The sequence below is a fragment of the Actinomadura sp. J1-007 genome (genome assembly GCF_009793335.1).
Lineage (GTDB): Bacteria > Actinomycetota > Actinomycetes > Streptosporangiales > Streptosporangiaceae > Spirillospora > Spirillospora yumaensis.
Genome location: NZ_WING01000001.1, coordinates 4,208,263 through 4,227,244, shown reverse-complemented (window position 1 = coordinate 4,227,244; position 18,982 = coordinate 4,208,263). Strand labels below are relative to the sequence as shown.

The 18,982-nt window shown below is 72.7% G+C and carries 14 protein-coding genes and 2 pseudogenes; 4 read left to right on the top strand and 12 right to left on the bottom strand.

Features of this window, described 5'->3' with window-relative positions; genetic code table 11:
- Nucleotides 1–4: 4 nt before the first annotated feature.
- The 8 genes and pseudogenes from GEV43_RS19300 to GEV43_RS19265 form a co-directional block, all read right to left on the bottom strand.
- The gene (locus GEV43_RS19300; protein ID WP_160821892.1) at nt 5–1,666 is read right to left on the bottom strand and encodes a glycosyltransferase; all 1,662 of its coding nucleotides are present in this window, start codon (nt 1,664–1,666) and stop codon (nt 5–7) included.
- 174 nt (nt 1,667–1,840) lie between these two features.
- The gene (locus GEV43_RS19295; protein WP_160821891.1) at nt 1,841–2,419 is read right to left on the bottom strand and encodes a bifunctional 2-polyprenyl-6-hydroxyphenol methylase/3-demethylubiquinol 3-O-methyltransferase UbiG; all 579 of its coding nucleotides are present in this window, start codon (nt 2,417–2,419) and stop codon (nt 1,841–1,843) included.
- Nucleotides 2,420–2,783: 364 nt separating this feature from the next.
- Entirely contained in the window at nt 2,784–3,713 is a 930-nt protein-coding gene (locus GEV43_RS19290) for a class I SAM-dependent methyltransferase (RefSeq protein ID WP_160821890.1), read from the bottom strand.
- Nucleotides 3,714–3,900: 187 nt separating this feature from the next.
- Nucleotides 3,901–5,213 (bottom strand): annotated as a pseudogene (locus GEV43_RS50525) (CDP-glycerol glycerophosphotransferase family protein).
- 2,239 nt (nt 5,214–7,452) lie between these two features.
- Nucleotides 7,453–8,343: a LysR substrate-binding domain-containing protein gene (locus tag GEV43_RS19280; RefSeq protein ID WP_309239714.1), complete on the bottom strand. Its 891-nt coding sequence runs from the start codon at nt 8,341–8,343 to the stop codon at nt 7,453–7,455.
- Nucleotides 8,268–8,681: a DUF397 domain-containing protein gene (locus tag GEV43_RS54955; RefSeq protein WP_160821888.1), complete on the bottom strand. Its 414-nt coding sequence runs from the start codon at nt 8,679–8,681 to the stop codon at nt 8,268–8,270. Before GEV43_RS54955 ends, GEV43_RS19280 begins: the two co-directional genes overlap by 76 nt.
- A 70-nt stretch (nt 8,682–8,751) precedes the next feature.
- Complete coding sequence (locus GEV43_RS19270) at nt 8,752–8,943, bottom strand: DUF397 domain-containing protein (protein WP_160821887.1); 192 nt, start codon at nt 8,941–8,943, stop codon at nt 8,752–8,754.
- On the bottom strand, nt 8,921–9,739 hold the full coding sequence (locus GEV43_RS19265) for a Scr1 family TA system antitoxin-like transcriptional regulator (protein WP_160821886.1): 819 nt from the start codon (nt 9,737–9,739) through the stop codon (nt 8,921–8,923). The genes GEV43_RS19270 and GEV43_RS19265 overlap by 23 nt, the downstream gene beginning before the upstream one ends.
- 137 nt (nt 9,740–9,876) lie before the next feature.
- On the opposite strand from GEV43_RS19265, the gene GEV43_RS19260 reads away from it, so the two are divergent.
- Nucleotides 9,877–10,305 carry an ATP-binding protein gene (locus GEV43_RS19260; RefSeq protein ID WP_160821885.1) on the top strand — a complete coding sequence of 143 codons (429 nt, stop codon included), beginning with the start codon at nt 9,877–9,879 and terminating at the stop codon, nt 10,303–10,305.
- Nucleotides 10,306–10,330: 25 nt separating this feature from the next.
- Here the strand turns inward: GEV43_RS19260 and GEV43_RS19255 are convergent, their stop codons facing one another.
- Nucleotides 10,331–10,837, bottom strand: a complete 507-nt coding sequence (locus tag GEV43_RS19255) for a hypothetical protein (protein WP_160821884.1) — start codon at nt 10,835–10,837, stop codon at nt 10,331–10,333.
- Between the two features lie 433 nt (nt 10,838–11,270).
- Here GEV43_RS19255 and GEV43_RS19250 point away from each other — a divergent pair, with 433 nt between their 5' ends.
- Both GEV43_RS19250 and GEV43_RS19245 read left to right on the top strand, forming a co-directional pair.
- On the top strand, nt 11,271–11,825 hold the full coding sequence (locus GEV43_RS19250) for a peroxiredoxin (RefSeq protein WP_160821883.1): 555 nt from the start codon (nt 11,271–11,273) through the stop codon (nt 11,823–11,825).
- Between the two features lie 68 nt (nt 11,826–11,893).
- On the top strand, nt 11,894–12,436 hold the full coding sequence (locus GEV43_RS19245; RefSeq protein ID WP_160821882.1) for a carboxymuconolactone decarboxylase family protein: 543 nt from the start codon (nt 11,894–11,896) through the stop codon (nt 12,434–12,436).
- 51 nt (nt 12,437–12,487) lie between these two features.
- On the opposite strand, the gene guaA is transcribed toward GEV43_RS19245, so the two are convergent.
- On the bottom strand, nt 12,488–14,056 hold the full coding sequence (guaA, locus tag GEV43_RS19240) for a glutamine-hydrolyzing GMP synthase (RefSeq protein WP_160821881.1): 1,569 nt from the start codon (nt 14,054–14,056) through the stop codon (nt 12,488–12,490).
- Between the two features lie 284 nt (nt 14,057–14,340).
- Between guaA and GEV43_RS19235 the strand changes: the two genes are divergently transcribed.
- A complete protein-coding gene (locus GEV43_RS19235; protein WP_309239713.1) occupies nt 14,341–15,366 on the top strand; it encodes a zinc metalloprotease in 1,026 nt (341 codons plus the stop codon).
- Between the two features lie 109 nt (nt 15,367–15,475).
- On the opposite strand, the pseudogene GEV43_RS19230 reads toward GEV43_RS19235, so the two are convergent.
- A pseudogene (locus tag GEV43_RS19230) lies at nt 15,476–17,220 on the bottom strand (GMC oxidoreductase).
- Between the two features lie 14 nt (nt 17,221–17,234).
- Complete coding sequence (locus tag GEV43_RS19225; protein WP_160821880.1) at nt 17,235–18,815, bottom strand: succinic semialdehyde dehydrogenase; 1,581 nt, start codon at nt 18,813–18,815, stop codon at nt 17,235–17,237.
- Between the last annotated feature and the right edge of the window lie 167 nt (nt 18,816–18,982).

The following is an 18,982-nucleotide window of genomic DNA, read 5'->3' as shown; positions in this document are numbered from 1 at the left end:
AGCGTCAGCTCGCGGGGCCGCGCGCCGGGCTCGTCGCCGCCCCGGCGCCCGCCGCCGCGATCTCACCGGCGAGCACCAGCTCCGCGCCGTCCAGCCCGACGCGGGTGACGGTCGCGCAGCGGCGCTCGACCCGGACGACCAGCCCGCCGCTCTCCGACCACTCCGGGCAGACCCGCGCGCCGCCGCCGATCTCGCGGTGCCCGGGGCGCTGCGCCGGGCCGGACGCGGGCGGGCCGAGCTCGGCGCGGCGCAGGTGGCCGCGGTTGAGCACCCACAGCTCGACGCCCCACTCCCCCGGGCCGTCCGCCTTGCCCGTCAGCCGCCTCGGGTCGACGGTGACGCGGAACCCGCCCCAGTCGCGGGAGCGCCCGTCCGCCCCGGCCGCGGTGCGGCGCACGCACGCCGTCGGCAGCGGCAGCCGCCGCCCCGTGTCGGCGTTGACCAGCCACGCGAACACCTGCTGCTTCCAACGGCGGTTCGGTGGCAGGTACCTCAGCGCGGCGCGGCCCTCCACCACGAGCCTCCCGTCCTCCCAGCGGACGGCCTCGACCTTCTGCCGCAGCCCCACCTCCTCGCGCAGCCGGTACACCTCGCGCGGGACGCCGACGGCGGGATCGTCCAGGAACGGGTACCGGCCGTAGTAGTGGCGGCCCTTCCGGACGACGCCCGCTCCGGCCATCTCCCGGCTCTTCTGGAACGTCAGCACTTCGAGCAGTTCGGGGACCATGCGCCGCCGCACCAGGTGCCACTTCAGCCGTTCGATGGCGGGCAGGTCGTCCAGGACGCCCGGGACGGCGTCGTCCAGGTAGGCGTTCGCCAGGTCCAGGAACCGGGTCCGGTAGCCGTCGTCGCCCGCGTCCATCTCCTGGAGGAACAGCCGCAGGTCGTCGCCCACCACGACGCGGTCCCAGAGGAGCCGCTGGGCGTCCATGCCGCGTTCGGCGAGGAAGCCGCCGACCGCGCGCACCGCCCGCACCCGGTGCTCCAGCGCCTGCCCCGCCACCCGGTCCTGCGTGATCGACTTGTCGCCGTCCGGGCGGACCCGCCACAGGTAGACCGGGTGGCTCAGCTTGTCGACCGCCGCGGCGCAGAAGTGCCCGGTCAGCGCCACCACGATGTCCTCGTGCAGGACGCCCTCGGGGAACGCCATGCCCTGCGCGTCCCAGAACGACCGCCGCCACAGCTTGTTGGTGACGAGCCGGTCGGTCAGCAGCCCGGTGTCGCGGGTGACGTGCGTGCGCGGCTCCGGCGTCCGGAAGATCTTGCGGTGCATCGGCGACGGCGCCACCCCGTGCCCGTCGAAGCGCCGCACGTTCCCCGTCGCGAGGTCCGAGCCGGTCTCGGCCAGCGACGCGGCCAGGTACTCCAGCGCGTACGGCGGGAGCAGGTCGTCGCTGTCGACGAACGCCAGGTACTCGCCGGCCGCCTCGGCGATCCCGGTGTTGCGGGCCGCGCCGAGGCCGCCGTTCTCCCTGGTGACGAGGCGAAACCTCCCGTCCCGTTCGGCGAACGCGGCGGCGATCGCGCCGCTGCCGTCGCTCGACCCGTCGTCCACCATCACCACGTCCAGGTCCCGGAGGGTCTGCGCGGCGAGCGACTCCAGGCACGTCCGCAGGTAGGGCTCGACGTTGTAGATGGGCACGACGACGCTGACCGTCGGGGACATGCGGACCTCCAGATCACGGGGCGGGCACCGTCCCGCCAGCATGGCGACGCCGGGCGACCGCCCGAACGCGCATAGCGATGCCAGAACCAACGCCTGACCGACCCTTGACCGGCCGGGCCCGGCGGCCGGATCAGGCGGGCGCGGGCGCGGCGCGGGCCGTTCCCAGGCGGCCGTTCACGGCGCCTGCGCGGCGGCCCACTGGAACGCCGGGCCGTCGGCGTCGGACGGGTGCGGGACGCGCTCGAACACGCCCCACTGGGACAGGCCGCCCCGGACGGACGTCTCGACCGGCCGGAACTCCTCCGGCAGGTCCCGCAGGTAGATCAGGTGCGTGCGCGGGCTCGTCCGGCGCTCGGCGAGGCCGAGGCACTCCAGCAGCCGGCAGGCCCAGTCCAGGTGCGGCACGGGCGTGGTGACCATGAGCCGCCCGCCGGGCCGCAGCAGCGCCGCCATCGCGTCGAACAGGTCGCCGTGCTCGATCACGTCGAACGCGACGACCACGTCGTAGGAGCCCGGCTCCAGCCCGAGCCGCGGCCACTGCCGGACGTCGCCGAGCACGAACGGGTGCGGCGGCGCGGCGGGCGGCGCGACGGCGTCGATCCCGGTGAAGCGCTGCCAGCCGCCCGCGACGGCGTACTGCCCGACCCATCCGTCCGCGCAGCCCACCTCCAGCACGCGCGCGTCCTTGTCGATGCCCGCGAAGAAATGGTCGAGCTTCTTCCTCCGGGCGTACCGGCTCAGCACAGCGGTCATGAAGCCTCCGGTGTCGCGGGCGGCGCGGCTGTACCGCCGTGCCGCCACCGCGAACACGTGATCGGCGATCGGCAGCCGGCCCCTCGCCGGCGACCGGGACGCGACCATCGTCACCCGCCGTCCGCCGGGCCCGCCGCAGCGCCGGACCGGCTAGACCATGATTTTGTACGCCGGTTGCGGGGACAGCACGCGCCCGCGCCGCGCCGTGCGGGCGTCCGGGAACGCGAAGGACCCCGCGCCTGGGTGGCGCGGGGTCCGGGTTCCGCGGGCCGAGCTCCAGGGGTGCGCGATACCGGTTGCGGGACTGGCACCGTGCGCCCGAGCCGCGGGAACGGGGCTCGCGGAGGGTCGGCGGTCGCGGACGTCAGGAGTCGCGGCGGCTCCGGAGGATCACGCGCGGCGGGGCCGTGATGGCCCGCCCGACGCGGAAGCTCGCCGACTCCTTGAGCGACTTGATCCGCCGGTCGCGGGCCTTCAGGCGGCGGCGCAGCAGCGCCACCTCCGCCTCGTACCGGGTCAGGCTCTCCTTGGCGCGGCGCAACTCCTCGCGCTGGTTGGCGGGGGCCTGCCTGCCGACCTTGCCCGTGTGCTTGACCCGGATCAGCCGGGCCCCGGCGACCCGCTGGACCTCGTGCCAGGTGTCGCCCGTCTCCGCGAGCCACTCCAGCAGCGCCTCCTGGAACGGGGCGGGGTCGGCCCACGTCCCGTACAGCTTCTGCGTGGTGACGCAGATCGGGCGCAGCTCGCCGCTCTCGACGGCCGCCCAGACGGCGGCGGCCACTCCGGGCGTGTGCTCGGAACGGTAGTCGTCGCACACGACGACGCCGTCCTCGCGGAGCGCGGCGCGGGCGGCGGAGATGTCGCCGACGACGTGCTCGTAGAGGTGGGACGCGTCGATGTGCACGAAGCGGCACGACCCGTTCTCGACGCGCGCCGGGACCTCCGACGTCGGCGCCTGGACGATCGTCGGCAGCCGTTCGTGGAACGCCCGGTAGTTGCGTTCGAACGCGGCGCGGGTCAGGTTGCCGTAGGACGTGGACATCTCGGCCTGGTTGGCGCCGTCCGGCGCGGGCGAGTCGAACAGGTCGCAGACCGTGAACGTCTCGTCCCCGCGCAGGTACCGGCCGATCAGGACCGCGCTCTTGCCCAGGTAGCAGCCCATCTCCAGCAGGTCGCCGCGGACGTCCAGCTCCTCCTGGCGGTCCAGGAGCCAGCCGAACAGCCGCTGGTCGACCCGCGGAAACCAGCCCGGCACCTCGTCGATGGTCGTCGGGGCTGGGCCTTGTTCTGTCATAGGCGCTCTCGCTTTCCGTACGTCGGGTACGTGGGATCGGATCCGGTCGCTCATCCGGTCGCGGGCACCCGGCCGTCCATCCGGGCCGGGGGGAGCGCCCGTCGCCGCGATGGCTCCGGAGATCGTAGGTGCACACCCCCGCCGATCTCCAGACACCCGCGGTGACCGACGCCGCCGAGCGGCGCGGTCAGCGGAGGGCGGCGGTGGCGGTCGCCATGACGTGGTCGAGCACGCGGGCGGCGGCGCGGCCGTCGTCGCGGGCGCAGTACCTGGCGGCGAACGCGGCGTACGCCTCCGAGCGCCCGCCGGGGAGCGTCCCGTGGTCGCGGAGCGCGTCGAGGACGTCGTCGGCGGCGCGCAGCACCGGCCCCGGCGCCTCCGCCTCCAGATCGAGGTGGAACCCGCCCGCACGCTCGCGGTACGCCTCCAGGTCGTGGACGAGCAGCACGATCGGACGGCCCGTGACGGCGAAGTCGAACATGGCCGAGGAGTAGTCCGTGACGAGCACGTCGGTGACCAGGTACAGCTCGGCGATGTCGGGGTAGGCCGACACGTCGACGACGCCGTGGCCGCCGCACGCGGGACCGGACCGGAGCGGCGGGAACGGCGCGAGCGGCGCGCCCCGGCCGCTCGGGTCGTTCGCCGTGCGGTGGTGGCCGCGCAGCAGCAGCACGTGGTCGCCGCCGAGCGCCGCGTCGAACCGCGCCGCCAGCCGCTCGGGCGGGTGCGCGCCGCCCCGGTCGCGCCCCGCCCCGGCCCCCCGCCCGCCGTGGCCGCGGCGGGCGGGCGCGTACAGGACGACGCGCGTGCCGTCCGGGACGCCGAGCCGCCTCCGGACGGCGGCGGCGATCTGGTCGCGGTGCGGGCTGTTCAGGATGTCGTTGCGGGGGTGGCCGCTCTCCAGGACCGGGCCGTCGTAGCCGAACGCCTCGCGGAGGATCGGCGTGGAGAACGCGTTCTGCGCGAGCAGCAGGTCCCAGTGCGGGACGTCGTGCGCGGCGTCGCAGCACGGCGTCCTCTTCAGCGGCGTGCCGTGCCAGCACTGGACGTACGTCTGCCCTCGCGCCCGGCGAACCACGGCCGCTGCGGCCCGTTGCCGAACACGTACCGCGCGCGGGCGAGCGCCTCGTAGTGCTCGCGCCCGCCCGCGAGGACGGTCCGCGCGCCCGCCGGGTCGCCGAACGCGCCGTCCTCGGTGACCCACACGCAGTCCAGGTCGGTGCCGCGCCGCCGCAGCTCGTCGTAGACGCCGCGCGGGTTGCACGAGTACTGGTGGCCCCCGTACGCCTCGAACACGGCGAGGTCGCGCACGGGCCGGGCGAGCTGGCGGCGGTAGTGCCCGGACCGCAGCCGCTCCTGCGCGTACGGGCCCCGTTCGTCGTCGGCGAGCGCGGGCTCCACGAGGAGCTGGAGGAGGTCGGAACGGCGCGCGACGACGCTGACGCGGTGGAAGCCCGACTCGCACCGTTCGGGCAGCGTGGGCAGGACGTCGCGGCGCATCGGGACCGGCGTCCAGCGGCCCCGCCCCCGCGCGGTCGCGCCGGCCGTCCCGGGGGACCGGCCGGTGGGCCCCGCCTCGGGCGCGAGCAGGTCCCAGCGGCCGGAGCCGAGCGGCCGGGCGAGGCCGAGCGCGGGCATCCGGGACGGGGCGAACGACGCGCTGAACCGGTCGCCGTCCCACGCGAGCGGGACGCGCCGCTCCTCGCCCGTCCCGCGATGGCGCAGGATCATCGCGTCCGGACGGCCCGCCGCCCCCCGCGCCGCGCCCCGGTACGAGCCCGCGATGATCAGCACGCCGCCCGCCGCCGACCAGCCGACCCGGGCGACCACCGGCCCGCGCTCCCGTACGACGATCTTGAAGTCGCCGCGCCGGGTCCGGGCGGGCTCCAGCTCCTCGTGGCCGCCGGGCGCGGGCCAGGACGCCCCGCCGACCGCCCCGTCCAGCAGGGGGCGGCCCGCGCCGGACAGCGCGATCCGCCACTCGCCCGGCGTGCCGAGCTCCACGATCGGCAGCCGCGCGGTGAACGGCGTGCCGCGCCCGCCGGACGCCGAGGCCGTCACGGGACCGGCCTCCACGGGCCCGGTGACGATCTCCGTCGCCGGGGCTCCGCCCGCGCCCGTGCGGGTGGCGGTGACGGCGGTGCCGGCGGCGAGGCCCGCGCGGGTCCAGCCGCTGATCTCCAGCACGCCGCCCGCCCGGCGGCACGACGTCACCACCGCGTCCACCCGCCGCACCTGGATCACGTACCGGCGTTTGGACGCCACGCCGCCCACGAGCACGTCCGGCGCGCACTCGTGCGGCTCGGGCCAACGCTGCGCGGTCAGCGCGGGCTGGGCGAGCGTGCGCCGCCGCCGCACACCGCGCGCCCACACCTCCACGCACGGGATCCAGTCGACCGTCCGCCACCGCCCGAAGATCCGCAGCGCCGCCGGGTCGATGTCGGCGACGAACCCGGAGCAGTCGTACGACACCGCCGACTGCCCGGAATCCGCGGTCACGTCCGGCCGCCGCGTCCGCCGGACCGGGACGCGGAGCAGCCCGCGCCGGTTGCCCGCGACGAGCCAGAGCCGGATCCGGGAGGCGTCCTCGGCGGACGCGTCGAGGTGCCGGATGTAGGCGTGGCCCTCGATCCGCAGCCGCCCGTCCACCCACCGCGCGCGATCGACCGCCGCGACGGGTACCAGCTCGTCGGTCACGTCGTACACGTGCGCGGGAACCCGCCGGTCGCCGAAGAACGGATAAGGCGCGTACCAGCGTGGACGCAGCCCCCGCCGCACCACCTGCGTCCGCCCAGGCCCGCCCTCGCGGACGAAGCGCAGCACCTCCAGCAGCTCCGGCACCATCTCCACTTTGAGCAGGTGCAGCGGGAGCCGTTCGATCGCGGGCAGTCCGTTCAGGACGCGCGGGCCGAGCCCGGCGGCGAGCGCCGCGCCGACCCCGACCAGGTCATCCCGCTCGCGCTGCCCCACGCACGGCAGCGCGTCCAGCAGCGCGCGCAGCTCGTCCACCAGCACCCGTTCGTCGAACGCGGCGAGCAGCCCCGGCGCGTGCTCGGCCACGACCGCCCGGACCGCGCCCGCCTCGATCAGCCGCCCCGCGAGGTCGCCGTCCTCCACCGGCTCGCAGACGGCGTCCGGCAAGACGTCCACCGACTTCGCCAGCGCGTACGCCTTGGCCGACAGCGCCCACGGACCGTCCTCGAAACCGAGCCCCGCGCGGTCCCAGAACGCGCGGCGGAACACCTTGTTCCAAGGCGTCCGGTCGTACAGAAGCCGCGGTCCGGCGCCCGGCCGCACCCCCTGGACGGCGCCGCACGCGACGTCGGCGCCGGTCCGTTCCAGCGACCCGACCAGCTCCTCGTACGCGTGCGCGGGCACCCGCCCGTCCGGCCGGGCGAACGCCACGTACTCGCCCGTCGCGGCCGTCTCCCACCGTTCGGCCGTCCGGAACCGCCCGTCCCGCTCGCACCACGCCCCGGCCGCGGACGACCCGACCACGACCACCTCCAGCTCCCGCAGGGTCTGCGCGGCCAGCGACCCGAGGCACTCGTCCAGGCGCGGCGCGTCGCCGAGCACGACGACGCTGAGCTTCGGGGGCAAGACCGGCCTCCCAATCGGTCGGGCGGGAAGAACGCGTACGACGAGCATGGCGACACCGGCCCCTGGAGCGTCCGCGCATCGCCATCCCGGGCCCGTCACCTGACCCAGACTTGACCGTCCTCTGGCCGCCTCGCGCGGCTCAGCCGCGGGCCTCCGCGACCGCCGCGCGGATCCCCTCGGCGAGCGCCTCGAACTCGGCGGCGCGCGGCGAGGTGGAACGGTAGCCGAGCCCGATCCGCCGGTACGGCGCCGGCTCGGCGAACCGCCTGAGCTGGAGGTTCGGCGCGCGGCGCGTCTCCACCGGAAGCGCCGTCTCCGGAACGAGCGTCACCCCGAGCCCGCCCGACACGAGCTGCACCAGCGTCGCCAGGCTCGTCGCGTACGTGGCCGCGGCGGCACGCGCCCCGACCTCGCGGCACACGTCGAGCGCCTGGTCGCGCAGGCAGTGCCCCTCGTTGAGCAGGATGACGTCCAGCTCGTTGAGCGCCTCCCGCGCGATCGGCCCGTCCGCTACGTCGTGCCCCTCCGGCGCGACGAGCACGAACTCCTCGTCGTACAGCACCAGCTCCGTCACGCCCGCCGCCGGAGTGGGCAGCGCGAGCAGCACGACGTCCAGCCGCCCGGCGAGCAGCTCGGCGACGATGTGGTCGGTCTGCTCCTCGTGCACCGACAGCTCCAGCTCGGGATACTCCCGCGCCAACCTCGGCAGAACGACCGGCAGCAGGTACGGCGCGACGGTCGGAATGACCCCGACCCGCAGCGGCCCGACCAGCGTCCCCCGCACGGCCCGCACGTCCTCCACGAGCCGGTCCAGCTCCGCGAGCACCCGCTCGGCCCGCCGCGCGACCCGTTCCCCCGCGGGCGTGAGCAGCACCCTGCGCGTCGTCCGCTCCACGAGCTGGGTGCCGAGCGTCTCCTCCAGCGCCGCGACGGCCCCGGACAGCGCGGGCTGGCTCATCCGCAACGCCGCCGCCGCGTCCCGGAAGTGCAGATGCTCCGCCAGCGCCATGAACGCCCGAAGCTGAGCCACCGTCGGCCTACCGATCCCAACCCCCCGATCACCACCCCAAAAACTACCCCACCCCAGCTCAGCCCCCCTGCTGGCCTCCTCCGTACAACCGAGAAGACACCAATGGGGGCACGAACCCCACGTCCGTGCCCCCATCGACCAACCCGCCTACAGGTCGAGTTCGCCCGCCTTGACCCTCGCGACCAGCCCGGCCAGCTCAGACCGCCCCAACACCAACCTCGGCCCTCAACATCCGTGGAATCACGCACCAACGTGCACCCGGCAACGTTGACGGAAACCTCGACGCACTCCCCCTGGCCTTGGCCTTGGCTGTGACTGCTCTTACGCCACTGGATCATCAAGCCTCCATCCGATCGGGGACGGTGGGGGTACGAACCACCCGTTCGCACCCCCACCGGTTATGCCGCCCTACAGGTCGAACTCGCCCGCCTTGACCCGCGCGACCAGCCCGGCCAGCTCAGACCGCCCCAGCATCAAGCGCGGCCCCTCAACATCCTTGGAGTCACGTACCAACGTGCACCCGGCAACGTTGACGGAAACCTCGACGCACTCGCCTTCGCCCTGCCCCTGGCTGTGACTACTCTTCCGCCACTGGATCATCACGCATCTCCTCCATCGTCTGCCGGATCAAGGACCGGCTGGCGTTTTCCGAGAGGGCTCGTCCCCTGAGCTCGTCGAACCTGAGGCCCGCCCTAATGACCTCTGGTGGGTTTTGGATCAGTCTGCCACCGAACTGAGCTTCGGCATAGCCGACCCTGCTGCGGTCGGCCTTGCTCAGCACGACGATCGGACCGTGCAGACCGTAATACCAACCCTGGGAGAACTTGATGATCTGAAGATGCACCCTCGGTAGCTCGCTCCTCTCCAGCAAGTACTGAAGCTGTTCTCTCATGACTTCTCTGCCACCGACCGGACGCACTATGACCGCCTGGTCGAGAACGGCGAAGAAATGAGGTGGGTCGTTGTCACGAACCAGAGCCTCCCGCCGAGCCAAGCGCCTGGCGATGCCTTCCTCAACGCGCGTGTGCGGGAGTGCGTTGGCTCTCATGTACCCCTCGGTCTGGAGGAGGCCGGGGATGTAGAGCGGTTGGAAGGTTCGGATTTCCGTGGCCTCGTTCTCGTGGGCGACGTACGCCTCGAACCACTCGTTCAGGTGCTCGCGCTGCGCATGGTGCCAGAGGCCCTGGAACAGTTCCCCGGTGCCGAAGAACTCGTCGAGCATCTTGCAGAACGTCTCGTCCGGGCGGTTGCGGCCGCTCTCGTAGGCGGCAATGGTCTCGCGCGTCGTATAGAGCTCCTTGGCGAGCCGGTCCTGGCTCAGTCCTTTCATTTCGCGCATCATCCGCAATGTGAAGGAGAGCTGAGCTTTCATGCTCGCCCGGGGATCGATCGGCACAGAAGCGGGCATAGGGGACCTCCGCACTTGGTATGTCGCGAAGTACCGGGGCTTGGCGTTCCCCACCTTAGATCTCACCGGTCACGCTGTGGAGGCGGTCCGCGACAAATCCGAATCCCACGAAGGCGAAGAAATCCATGACCTCCGTACGGCACCGGCCTGCCGGTCATCCGGTGATCAATATCCCGCGGAAAGAGTTCAGCGGTTCCTATCTCGCGACGCCGTCGGTCGTCGGCGCGGCCAGGCGCGCCTGCGAGGGCGCGGCGCTCGGCTGGGGCGTGCCCCGGCCGACCGTCGAGGACGTCGGGGTCGTCGTGTCGGAGCTGCTCACCAATGCCGTGCGCGCGACGCCGCATCAGGAAGTGCGGGTGTCCGTCGCGCTGAACGGGTCCGACCTCTCGGTCGAGGTCTGGGACGCGAGCCCCGAAGCGCCCGAACAACGCACACCCGGCCTCGAAGACGTCGCGGGCAGGGGGCTCGCGATCGTTGAAGCCTTGTCGCGCGAGTGCGGCGTACGGCCCGAGCCGTCCGGAGGCAAAACCGTGTTCGCCGTCCTCACCTGCTGACTTCCGCCGCTCGCAAGGCCGGGGTTCAGCCGCCGGGGGTGGTGACCGACATGCCGCCGCCTCCGACCCTCAACTGCGTCGCGCCGGGCACCGGCTTGCCGATGCGAATGGTCGCGCGTCCGGCCTCGGCGCGGACGAAGGTCAGCGAGATGCCGTTGACGTTGACGGAGTCAGGCGGCCCCGGCTGGGTGAATGTGGCCGCGCCGGACGCCATCGTGTAGACGAGCTTGTCCGGCCGGACGGACTTCACCTTCAAGTCCTCGAAACCAGCCTTGCGCGCAGCGCGTCCCGTGAACCGGATGGTCTCGCCCGCCTTGACCTGAACCTCGCAGCGGGCGTCCGAACAGGCCGCCAGCCGCTTGCCGTCCTTCGCCTTGACCGGCGCCGGGGTCGCCGACTTCGAGGGCGGCGCGCTCGCGCTGGACGGCGCGGACGGCGGCGGCGTGCTCGCCGCCGACGAGTGGCCAGCACCGGAGGACGGCTCGTCATCGCCGCACCCCGCAAGCGGCAGCACCAGCACCGGCGCGAGCACGAGCCACACCACGCGCCGTTCCCGACGTCGTTCTCGGTCCATGTCTGCCGCTCCCCTCGTCCCGCCCCCGAGCCGCCGACACGCTAACCCGCACACCTCGGGACCCGTCCCGGGTGAGGAGGGGATTAGGTGGGGTTGGGGGTTTGCGGCTACACTCCGTGTCTGCGGTCGGGACGGCCCTCGCTGTGATCTTGGTCATCGCCGGGCGGGTGACGGGAGGCGGGGCTCCGGCATCGTCCCTGGACACGCGGATGTCCTCCGCGATTGATAGGACGGCCCTATCAACGCGATGGGATAGATCGATTTCTCTTTTCAACCGGGCTGCGGCACGCTGAGTCACATCGGCCGCTGGGTGAACACAGGCCCCGGCGGCACGTTCCCAACATCGAAGCCCCGCCGTGCGGGGCTCTCATTCGTGAAACAAGGAGCATGCGTGCTTAGTGTCGGTGACCAGTTCCCCGAGTACGAGCTGACCGCCTGCGTCTCGCTGGACGCTGACAAGGCCTTCGAGACCATCAACCACAAGTCCTACGAGGGCAAGTGGCGGGTCGTGTTCTTCTGGCCGAAGGACTTCACCTTCGTCTGCCCGACCGAGATCGCCGAGTTCGGCCGCCTCAACGAGGACTTCGCCGACCGCGACGCCCAGGTGCTCGGCGCGTCCGTCGACAACGAGTTCGTCCACTTCGCGTGGCGCAAGGACCACCCGGACCTGCGCGAGATCCCGTTCCCGATGATGTCGGACCTCAACCGGGAGCTCGTCTCGGCGCTCGGCATCCTCACCGAGGACGGCGTGGCCCAGCGTGCGACGTTCATCGTGGACCCGAACAACGAGATCCAGTTCTCCATGGTCACGGCGGGCTCGGTCGGCCGGAACGTCAAGGAGGTCCTGCGGGTCCTCGACGCCCTCCAGAGCGACGAGCTGTGCCCCTGCAACTGGAACAAGGGCGAGGACACCCTCGACGCCTCCAAGCTGATGGCCGGGGTCTGATCCCCCTCCCCAGCACGAACGGCGGCCGGTCGCGACGCGGCCGGCCGTCCGCGTTGAAAGGAACGATTGTGAGCGTTGACACGCTGAAGGACGCCCTCCCGGGCTACGCCAAGGACACCAAGCTCAACCTCGGCTCGGTGACGTCCACCTCGCAGCTCTCCGAGCAGCAGCTCTGGGGGACGGTCCTGGCCTGCGCCCTCGCCACCCGCAGCGCCACGGTCATCCGCGAGCTGGCCGAGGAGGCCGGCGACTACCTGTCGGCCGAGGCGTTCGAGGCCGCCAAGGGCGCCGCCTCGATCATGGCCATGAACAACGTCTACTACCGCGCCACGCACCTCATCGGCGACGAGACCTACGCCACCCTCCCGGCCAAGCTGCGGATGTCGATCATCGGCAAGCCGGGCGTCGACAAGGTCGACTTCGAGCTGTGGTGCCTCGCGGTGTCGGCGGTGAACGGCTGCGGGCGCTGCCTGGAGTCGCACGAGAAGGTCGTCCGGGACGCCGGGCTCTCGCGCGAGCTCGTCCAGGAGGCCCTGCGCGTCGCCGCGGTCGTCAACGCGGCCGCCGCGACCCTCGACGCCGAGGCGGCCCTGGCTCCCGCCACGGTCTGACCGGCGCGCGAAAAGGCCCGGGTGCGAACGCACCCGGGCCCTTCTCATGCGTCACTCCCACTCGATGGTGCCGGGCGGCTTGCTGGTGATGTCGACGGCGACCCGGTTGATCTCCCTGACCTCGTTGGTGATCCGGGTGGAGATCCGCTGGAGCACGTCGTACGGGAGCCGGGCCCAGTCGGCGGTCATCGCGTCCTCGCTGGTCACCGGGCGCAGCACGACCGGGTGGCCGTAGGTGCGGCCGTCGCCCTGGACGCCGACCGAGCGGACGTCGGCGAGCAGCACGACCGGGAACTGCCAGATGTCGCGGTCGAGCCCCGCGCGGGTCAGCTCCTCGCGGGCGATCGCGTCGGCGTCCCGCAGGACGGCGAGGCGCTCGCGGGTGACCGCGCCGATGATCCGGATGCCGAGGCCGGGGCCGGGGAACGGCTGGCGCCATACGATCTCGGCGGGCAGGCCGAGCTGCTCGCCGAGCCGCCGCACCTCGTCCTTGAACAGCGTGCGCAGCGGCTCCACCAGCTCGAACCGCAGGTCCTCGGGCAGTCCGCCGACGTTGTGGTGCGACTTGATGTTGGCCGCGCCCGTGCCGCCGCCCGACTCGACCACGTCGGGGTACAGGGTGCCCTGGACGAGGAACTCGACCGGCTCGCCCTCGGCGCCCCCGACGATCTCGCGGGCGGCCTCCTCGAAGACCCGGATGAACTCGCGGCCGATGATCTTGCGCTTCTGCTCGGGGTCGGTCACCCCGTCGAGCGCGGCGAGGAACCGCTCGCGGGCGTCCACCACGTGCAGGTTGACGCCGGTGGCGGCGACGAAGTCCTTCTCGACCTGCTCGGGCTCGCCCTTGCGCAGCAGCCCGTGGTCGACGAACACGCAGGTCAGCCGGTCGCCGATGGCCCGCTGGACGAGCGCCGCGGCCACGGCGGAATCGACCCCGCCCGACAGCGCGCAGATCGCCCGCTTGCTCCCGACCCGTTCGCGGACGGCCTCGATCGACTCGTCGGCGATGTTGACCATCGTCCAGCTGGGCCGGCAGCCCGCGCCCTCGTACAGGAACCGGCGCAGGATCTCCATGCCGTGCTCGGTGTGCAGCACCTCGGGGTGGAACTGCACCCCGAAGAAGCCGCGCTCGCGGTTCTCCATGCCGGCGACCGGGGTGACCTCGGTGCTGGCGGTGACGGTGAACCCGGCGGGGGCGCGGCTGACGAAGTCGCGGTGCGACATCCACACCGCCTGCTCGCCCGGCAGCCCCTCGAACAGCATCCCCGGGTCGGCGACGGCGACGGACGCGCCGCCGTACTCGGCGACGTCGGAGTTCTCGACGGTGCCGCCGAGGGCCTGCGCCATGACCTGGTGCCCGTAGCAGATGCCGAGCATCGGGACCTCCAGGTCGAACAGGCCGTCCGGGGCGATCGGCGCGCCCTTCTCGTACACCGACGCGGGACCGCCGGACAGGATGATCGCCTTCGGGCGCTTGGCGAGCATCTCCGCGGCGGGCATCGTGGACGGCACGATCTCGCTGAAGACGTTGCACTCGCGCACCCGCCGCGCGATCAGCTGCGCGTACTGGGCGCCGAAGTCGACGACGAGCACGGTGTCAAAGGACTGGTCTACGGGCACCGAGGACGCCTTTCGCGGAACGGCACGGGATATCAGGGAGACCCCCAGTCTACGGGCCGCTGCCTGCGCCGATACCGGCCGCCCCGGCCCGGGGCGCGTGCCGGGCCCGTCCCGCCCGCCGCCCGGAGGCCGGGTTTGTGCATGGAAGAGCGTCCGGATGGTAACGGTCGGCTTGCTTTCGGCCTCAGAGCGCACCTCGGGCGGTCTCTCTCTGGTACGAGTTGGTAACGCCCTGTGTCCGGGCTCGCCTTCGTGGGTCTCCCGCCCTCGTCCATAGGAGTGTTGTGAAGCTGCTCGCAGCCGCCGCCCTGATCGCCGCCTCCGCGCCCGCCGTCCCGGCCGCCACGCCCGTGGCCCCTGCGGCGCCTGCCCGCACCGTCCACCTGGCGGGCCCCGGCGGCTGCGCGAGCCCCGGCGCCCCGGCCGTTCCCGGCGTTCCCGCCGTTCCCGCGTCCGGCCATGGCCGCGCCGGCGCGGACGCCCGCGTCCGCGACCCCGACTCGGGCGCGCGCGAGCGCAACGAGCTGACCCCCGCGCAGGCGGCGACGGTCGAGCGCGACCTCGCCGACGTCCTCGCGGGCCTCGGCATCGGACGGCGCGCGGGCGAGCACCGGTCACCCGAGGCGGAGGAGCAGGTCCGCAGAGCGCAGGTCAGGATCCCGGTCTACTTCCACGTCCTGCACGACGGCGCGAGGGGCAACGTGTCGAACGCCCTGATCGACCGCCAGATCACCGTGCTGAACGACACCTACGGCGGCCGGAAGGGCGGCGCCGACACGGGCTTCTCGTTCGAGCTGAAGAAGGTCACGCGGTCCGACGACGCGGCCTGGTACTCCGATCCCGAACGCCACGAGGCCGCCTTCAAGCCCAAGCTGCGCCAGGGCGGGGCCGGCGCGCTCAACCTCTACAGCGCCGACCTCGGCAAGGACCTGCTCGGCTGGTCGACGTTCCCCTGGAAGTACAAGGGCGACCCGAAGAAGGACGGCGTCGTGGTCCACGCCGGGTCCATGCCGGGCGGGTCGATCGAGCACTTCAACCTCGGCTACAGCGCCGCGCACGAGACCGGCCACTGGCTCGGGCTCTACCACACGTTCCAGGACGGCTGCGGCGGCGCGGGCGACCGGGTGGCCGACACCCCCGACGAGCGCGACCCCACCAACGGCTGCCCGACCGGCAAGGACACCTGCCCGTCCGCCGGCGACGACCCCGTCCACAACTTCATGGACTACGCCTGGGACAGCTGCATGCACGAGTTCACCAAGGGCCAGGGCGAACGGCTCCACAAGGTCTGGGCCGCCTACCGCCGCTGAACGGCCGCGCGGGCGCCGGGGCCTCGGCGCGCCGCGGGAGCCGCAACGTCGGCGCGCCGCCTCGGGGGCGGCGCGCCGACGCGCGTCACGTGACGTCGGCGAACGCCTGTCAGGTGATGCCGGCGATGGGGAGGCGGAGCGCGGCCGGGGCGTCCACGGGGACGACCGGGTTCTTCGGCGCGACCGCCGCCAGCCTCCGGTACGGGGCGCCGAGCGCGGGCCGGGCGTCGTCCTCGCCCTTGTTGGGCCACAACGACATCGCCCGTTCGGCCTGGGCGGTGATCGTCAGGGACGGGTTGACGCCGAGGTTGGCCGAGACCGCCGAGCCGTCCACGATGTGCAGCCCGGCGTGCCCGTAGACCCGGTGGTACGGGTCGATGACCCCGCTGTCCGCCGAGTCGCCGATCACGCAGCCGCCGAGGAAGTGCGCGGTCAGCGGGACGTCGAACAGGTCGCCCCAAGCGCCGCCCGCCATCCCGCCGGTCTCCTCGGCGAGCAGCCGGGTGGCCTCGTGCCCCTCGGGGATCCACGTCGGGTTGGGCTCGCCGTGGCCCTCCTCGGCGCGCACGTCCCAGCCGAACGGGCCCTTCTTCGGCCGCAGCGTGATCGAGTTGTCGCGGACCTGCATGACCAGGGCGATGACGGTCCGTTCCGACCAGTGCCGCACGTCGAAGAGCTGCGCGAGGTCGCGGGGCCGCCGGGCCACCTCGCCGAGGAACTTCGCCCAGCGCGGCCGGTGCCGTTCGCCCGGCCGGTCGCCGTCCACGAGCAGGGTCTGGAGGCCGGCCATCAGGTTCGAGCCGCGCCCGTACCGGACGGGCTCGATGTGGGTGTCGGGCGTCGGGTGGAACGACGAGGTGATCGCGACGCCCTCGGAGTAGTCGGGGCCCGCGACGCCGTTGCGGCGGCCCGCGCCGAGGATCGCCTCGGAGTTGGTGCGGGTCAGCGCGCCGAGGCGGGGCGACAGGCCCGGCAGGCGGCCGGTCGAGCGCAGCTTGTGCAGCAGCTTCTGCGTGCCGTACGTCCCGGCGGCGAAGACGACCTGCTCGGCGGTGAGCGTCTTGCGGTTGCGCCCGAACGACCCCGTCCGCACGATCTCCACCCCGTACCCGCCGCCCGCGAGGGGGGTGACCTGGGTGACGCGGCTGAGCGGCATGACCCGCGCGCCGGCCTTCTCGGCGAGGTAGAGGTAGTTCTCGGTGAGCATGTTCTTGGCGCCGTGGCGGCAGCCGACCATGCACTCGCCGCACTCCAGGCAGCCGCGCCTCCGGGGCCCGACGCCGCCGAAGTACGGGTCGGCGGTCTCGATGCCCGGCCCGGCGCCGAAGTGCACGCCGACGGGCGTCCGGACGAACGTGTCGCCCTTGCCCATCCGGTCCGCGACCTTCTTGATCACCTTGTCGGCCTCGGTCGTCGTCGGGTTCCGGACGACGCCGAGCATCCGGCGGGCCTGCTCGTAGTACGGCCTGAGCTCGTCCTGCCAGTCGGTGATGTGCGCCCACTGCCGGTCCTTGAAGAACGGCTCGGGCGGCACGTACAGCGTGTTGGCGTAGTTCAGCGACCCGCCGCCGACCCCCGCGCCCGCGAGCACCATGACGCGGCTGGTCTTCGCCCGCGGATCACGTGGACGCGCTGCATCCCGGTGAGGCCGAGCGCGGGCGCCCACAGGTAGCGGGAGACGCGCCAGTTGGTCTTCGGCAGCTCGGGGTAGCGGGACCCCGGCGCGCCGGTCGGGTTGGTGTCGAAGCGGCGGCCCGCCTCGACCACCCCCACCCGGTAGCCCTTCTCGGTCAGCCGCAGCGCCGTGACGCTGCCGCCGAACCCCGAGCCGACGACCAGGACGTCGTAATCCATCGGCACGTCCCCGCTCACTTGACGCGCAGCCGCTTCATGAGCTTGATGCCGGTGGCCATGACGTCGGCGAACGTGTCGTAGCCGATCTTCCCGGGAGGTTCGAGGTCCATGAAGTGCTGGCTCGCGACCGTCTGCACCTCGGTGAACTTCAGCAGCCCCTCCGAGCCGTGGCGGCGGCCCATCCCGGACTGCTTCATCCCGCCCATCGGCGCGTCGTACGAGGCGAACGCGGCGCCGAACCCGTCGTTGACGTTCACCGTCCCGGCCTCCAGGCGGGCGGCGACGCGGCGTCCGCGCGCGACGTCCTTGGTCCAGACCGAGGCGTTCAGCCCGAACTCGGTGTCGTTCGCGCGGCGGATCGCCTCCTCCTCGCTCTTGACCTTGTAGATCGCGACGACCGGGCCGAACGTCTCGTTCGCGCACAGGTCCATCTCGCCGGTCACGTCCGTGAGCACGGTCGGCTCGTAGAACAGCGGGCCGACCTCGGGGCGCGGCCTGCCGCCCGCGAGGACCGTCGCGCCCTCCTTGACGGCCTGCTCGACGTGCCGGGTGACGACGTCGAGCTGGCGCGGGTAGGTCAGCGAGCCCATCTCGACGTCGAAGCTCAGCTCGGTGCCGAGCCTCAGGTTCTTGGTGATCTCGGCGAAGCGGGGCACGAACCGGTCGTAGATCGCCTCGTGCACGTACATCCGCTCGATCGAGATGCACAGCTGCCCGGCGTTGGTGAAGCAGGCGCGGACGGCGCCGCGGGCGGTGCGCTCGACGTCGGCGTCGTCCAGCACGATCATCGGGTTCTTGCCGCCGAGCTCCATCGAGTAGCCGACGAGCCGGGAGGCGACCTTCCCCGCGATCGCCTTGCCGCCCTTGGTGGAGCCGGTGAACGACAGGTAGTCGGCGTTGTCGATCAGCGGGTCGCCGATCTCCGCCGGCTCGCCGACGACGACCTGCCACAGGTCGCGCGGCAGCCCGAGGGAGATCAGCAGGTCCAGCACCCACAGGCTGGACAGGCAGGTCTGGGTGTCCGGCTTCTGGATCACCGCGTTGCCCGCCATCAGCGCGGGCGCGATGTCGCTGGCGCCGAGCGCGAACGGGTAGTTCCAGGGGGCGATCAGCGCGACGACGCCCTTCGGGTGGCGCAGCTCGCGGACGCGCGTGACGCCCGGCATCATGCCCTGGCGGCGGCGCGGCCTCAGCAGCCTCTCCGCGCGGCGCGCGTAGTAGAGCGAGCACAGCGCCACGTCGAGGAACTCCTCCATCGCGTGGCGACGCGCCTTGCCCGTCTCCAACTGGATGACGTCGAGGATCTCGTCGCGGCGGTCCACCAGCGCGTCCGACAGCCGCAGGAACGGCTTGACCCGTTCGGACACCGGCAGCCGCGCCCAGGAGCGCTGCGCCTCGCGGGCCCGCTCGTAGGCCTTCAGCACGTCGGCGGCCGTGGAGACCGGGACGGTGGCGAGGGGCTCGCCGGTGAACGGGGTCGGGATGGTCGCGGTCTCGGCGCCGTCCGAGGCCACGTGGGAGGCCAGCCGCTCGATCAGGGTCCTGGGGAGCTTGTGCTCTGCCGCGCCTTTGGCGGGAACCGTCGGGGATGCCATGAATGCAGACTATGACCCCCTGGCCACCTCTGACTACCCGCAAGTAACAGGCTACTTGCGGTGATTTGCGGCACGCTTTCCGTGACGGTCGATCGGATCGTTCCATGTCGGCCGACTTCCCGAAGTCGGTGATTGACCATGCACTGGCGGTGTATTCCGTAACAAGG

Coding starts and splice junctions, on each gene's coding strand:
- GEV43_RS19270 (WP_160821887.1), bottom strand. CDS start 8,943: ATGATCCAGTGGCGGAAGAGTAGTCACAGCCAGGGGCAGGGCGAAGGC.
- GEV43_RS54955 (WP_160821888.1), bottom strand. CDS start 8,681: ATGATCCAGTGGCGTAAGAGCAGTCACAGCCAAGGCCAAGGCCAGGGG.
- GEV43_RS19225 (WP_160821880.1), bottom strand. CDS start 18,815: ATGGCATCCCCGACGGTTCCCGCCAAAGGCGCGGCAGAGCACAAGCTC.
- GEV43_RS19300 (WP_160821892.1), bottom strand. CDS start 1,666: ATGTCCCCGACGGTCAGCGTCGTCGTGCCCATCTACAACGTCGAGCCC.
- GEV43_RS19260 (WP_160821885.1), top strand. CDS start 9,877: ATGACCTCCGTACGGCACCGGCCTGCCGGTCATCCGGTGATCAATATC.
- GEV43_RS19295 (WP_160821891.1), bottom strand. CDS start 2,419: ATGACCGCTGTGCTGAGCCGGTACGCCCGGAGGAAGAAGCTCGACCAT.
- GEV43_RS19290 (WP_160821890.1), bottom strand. CDS start 3,713: ATGACAGAACAAGGCCCAGCCCCGACGACCATCGACGAGGTGCCGGGC.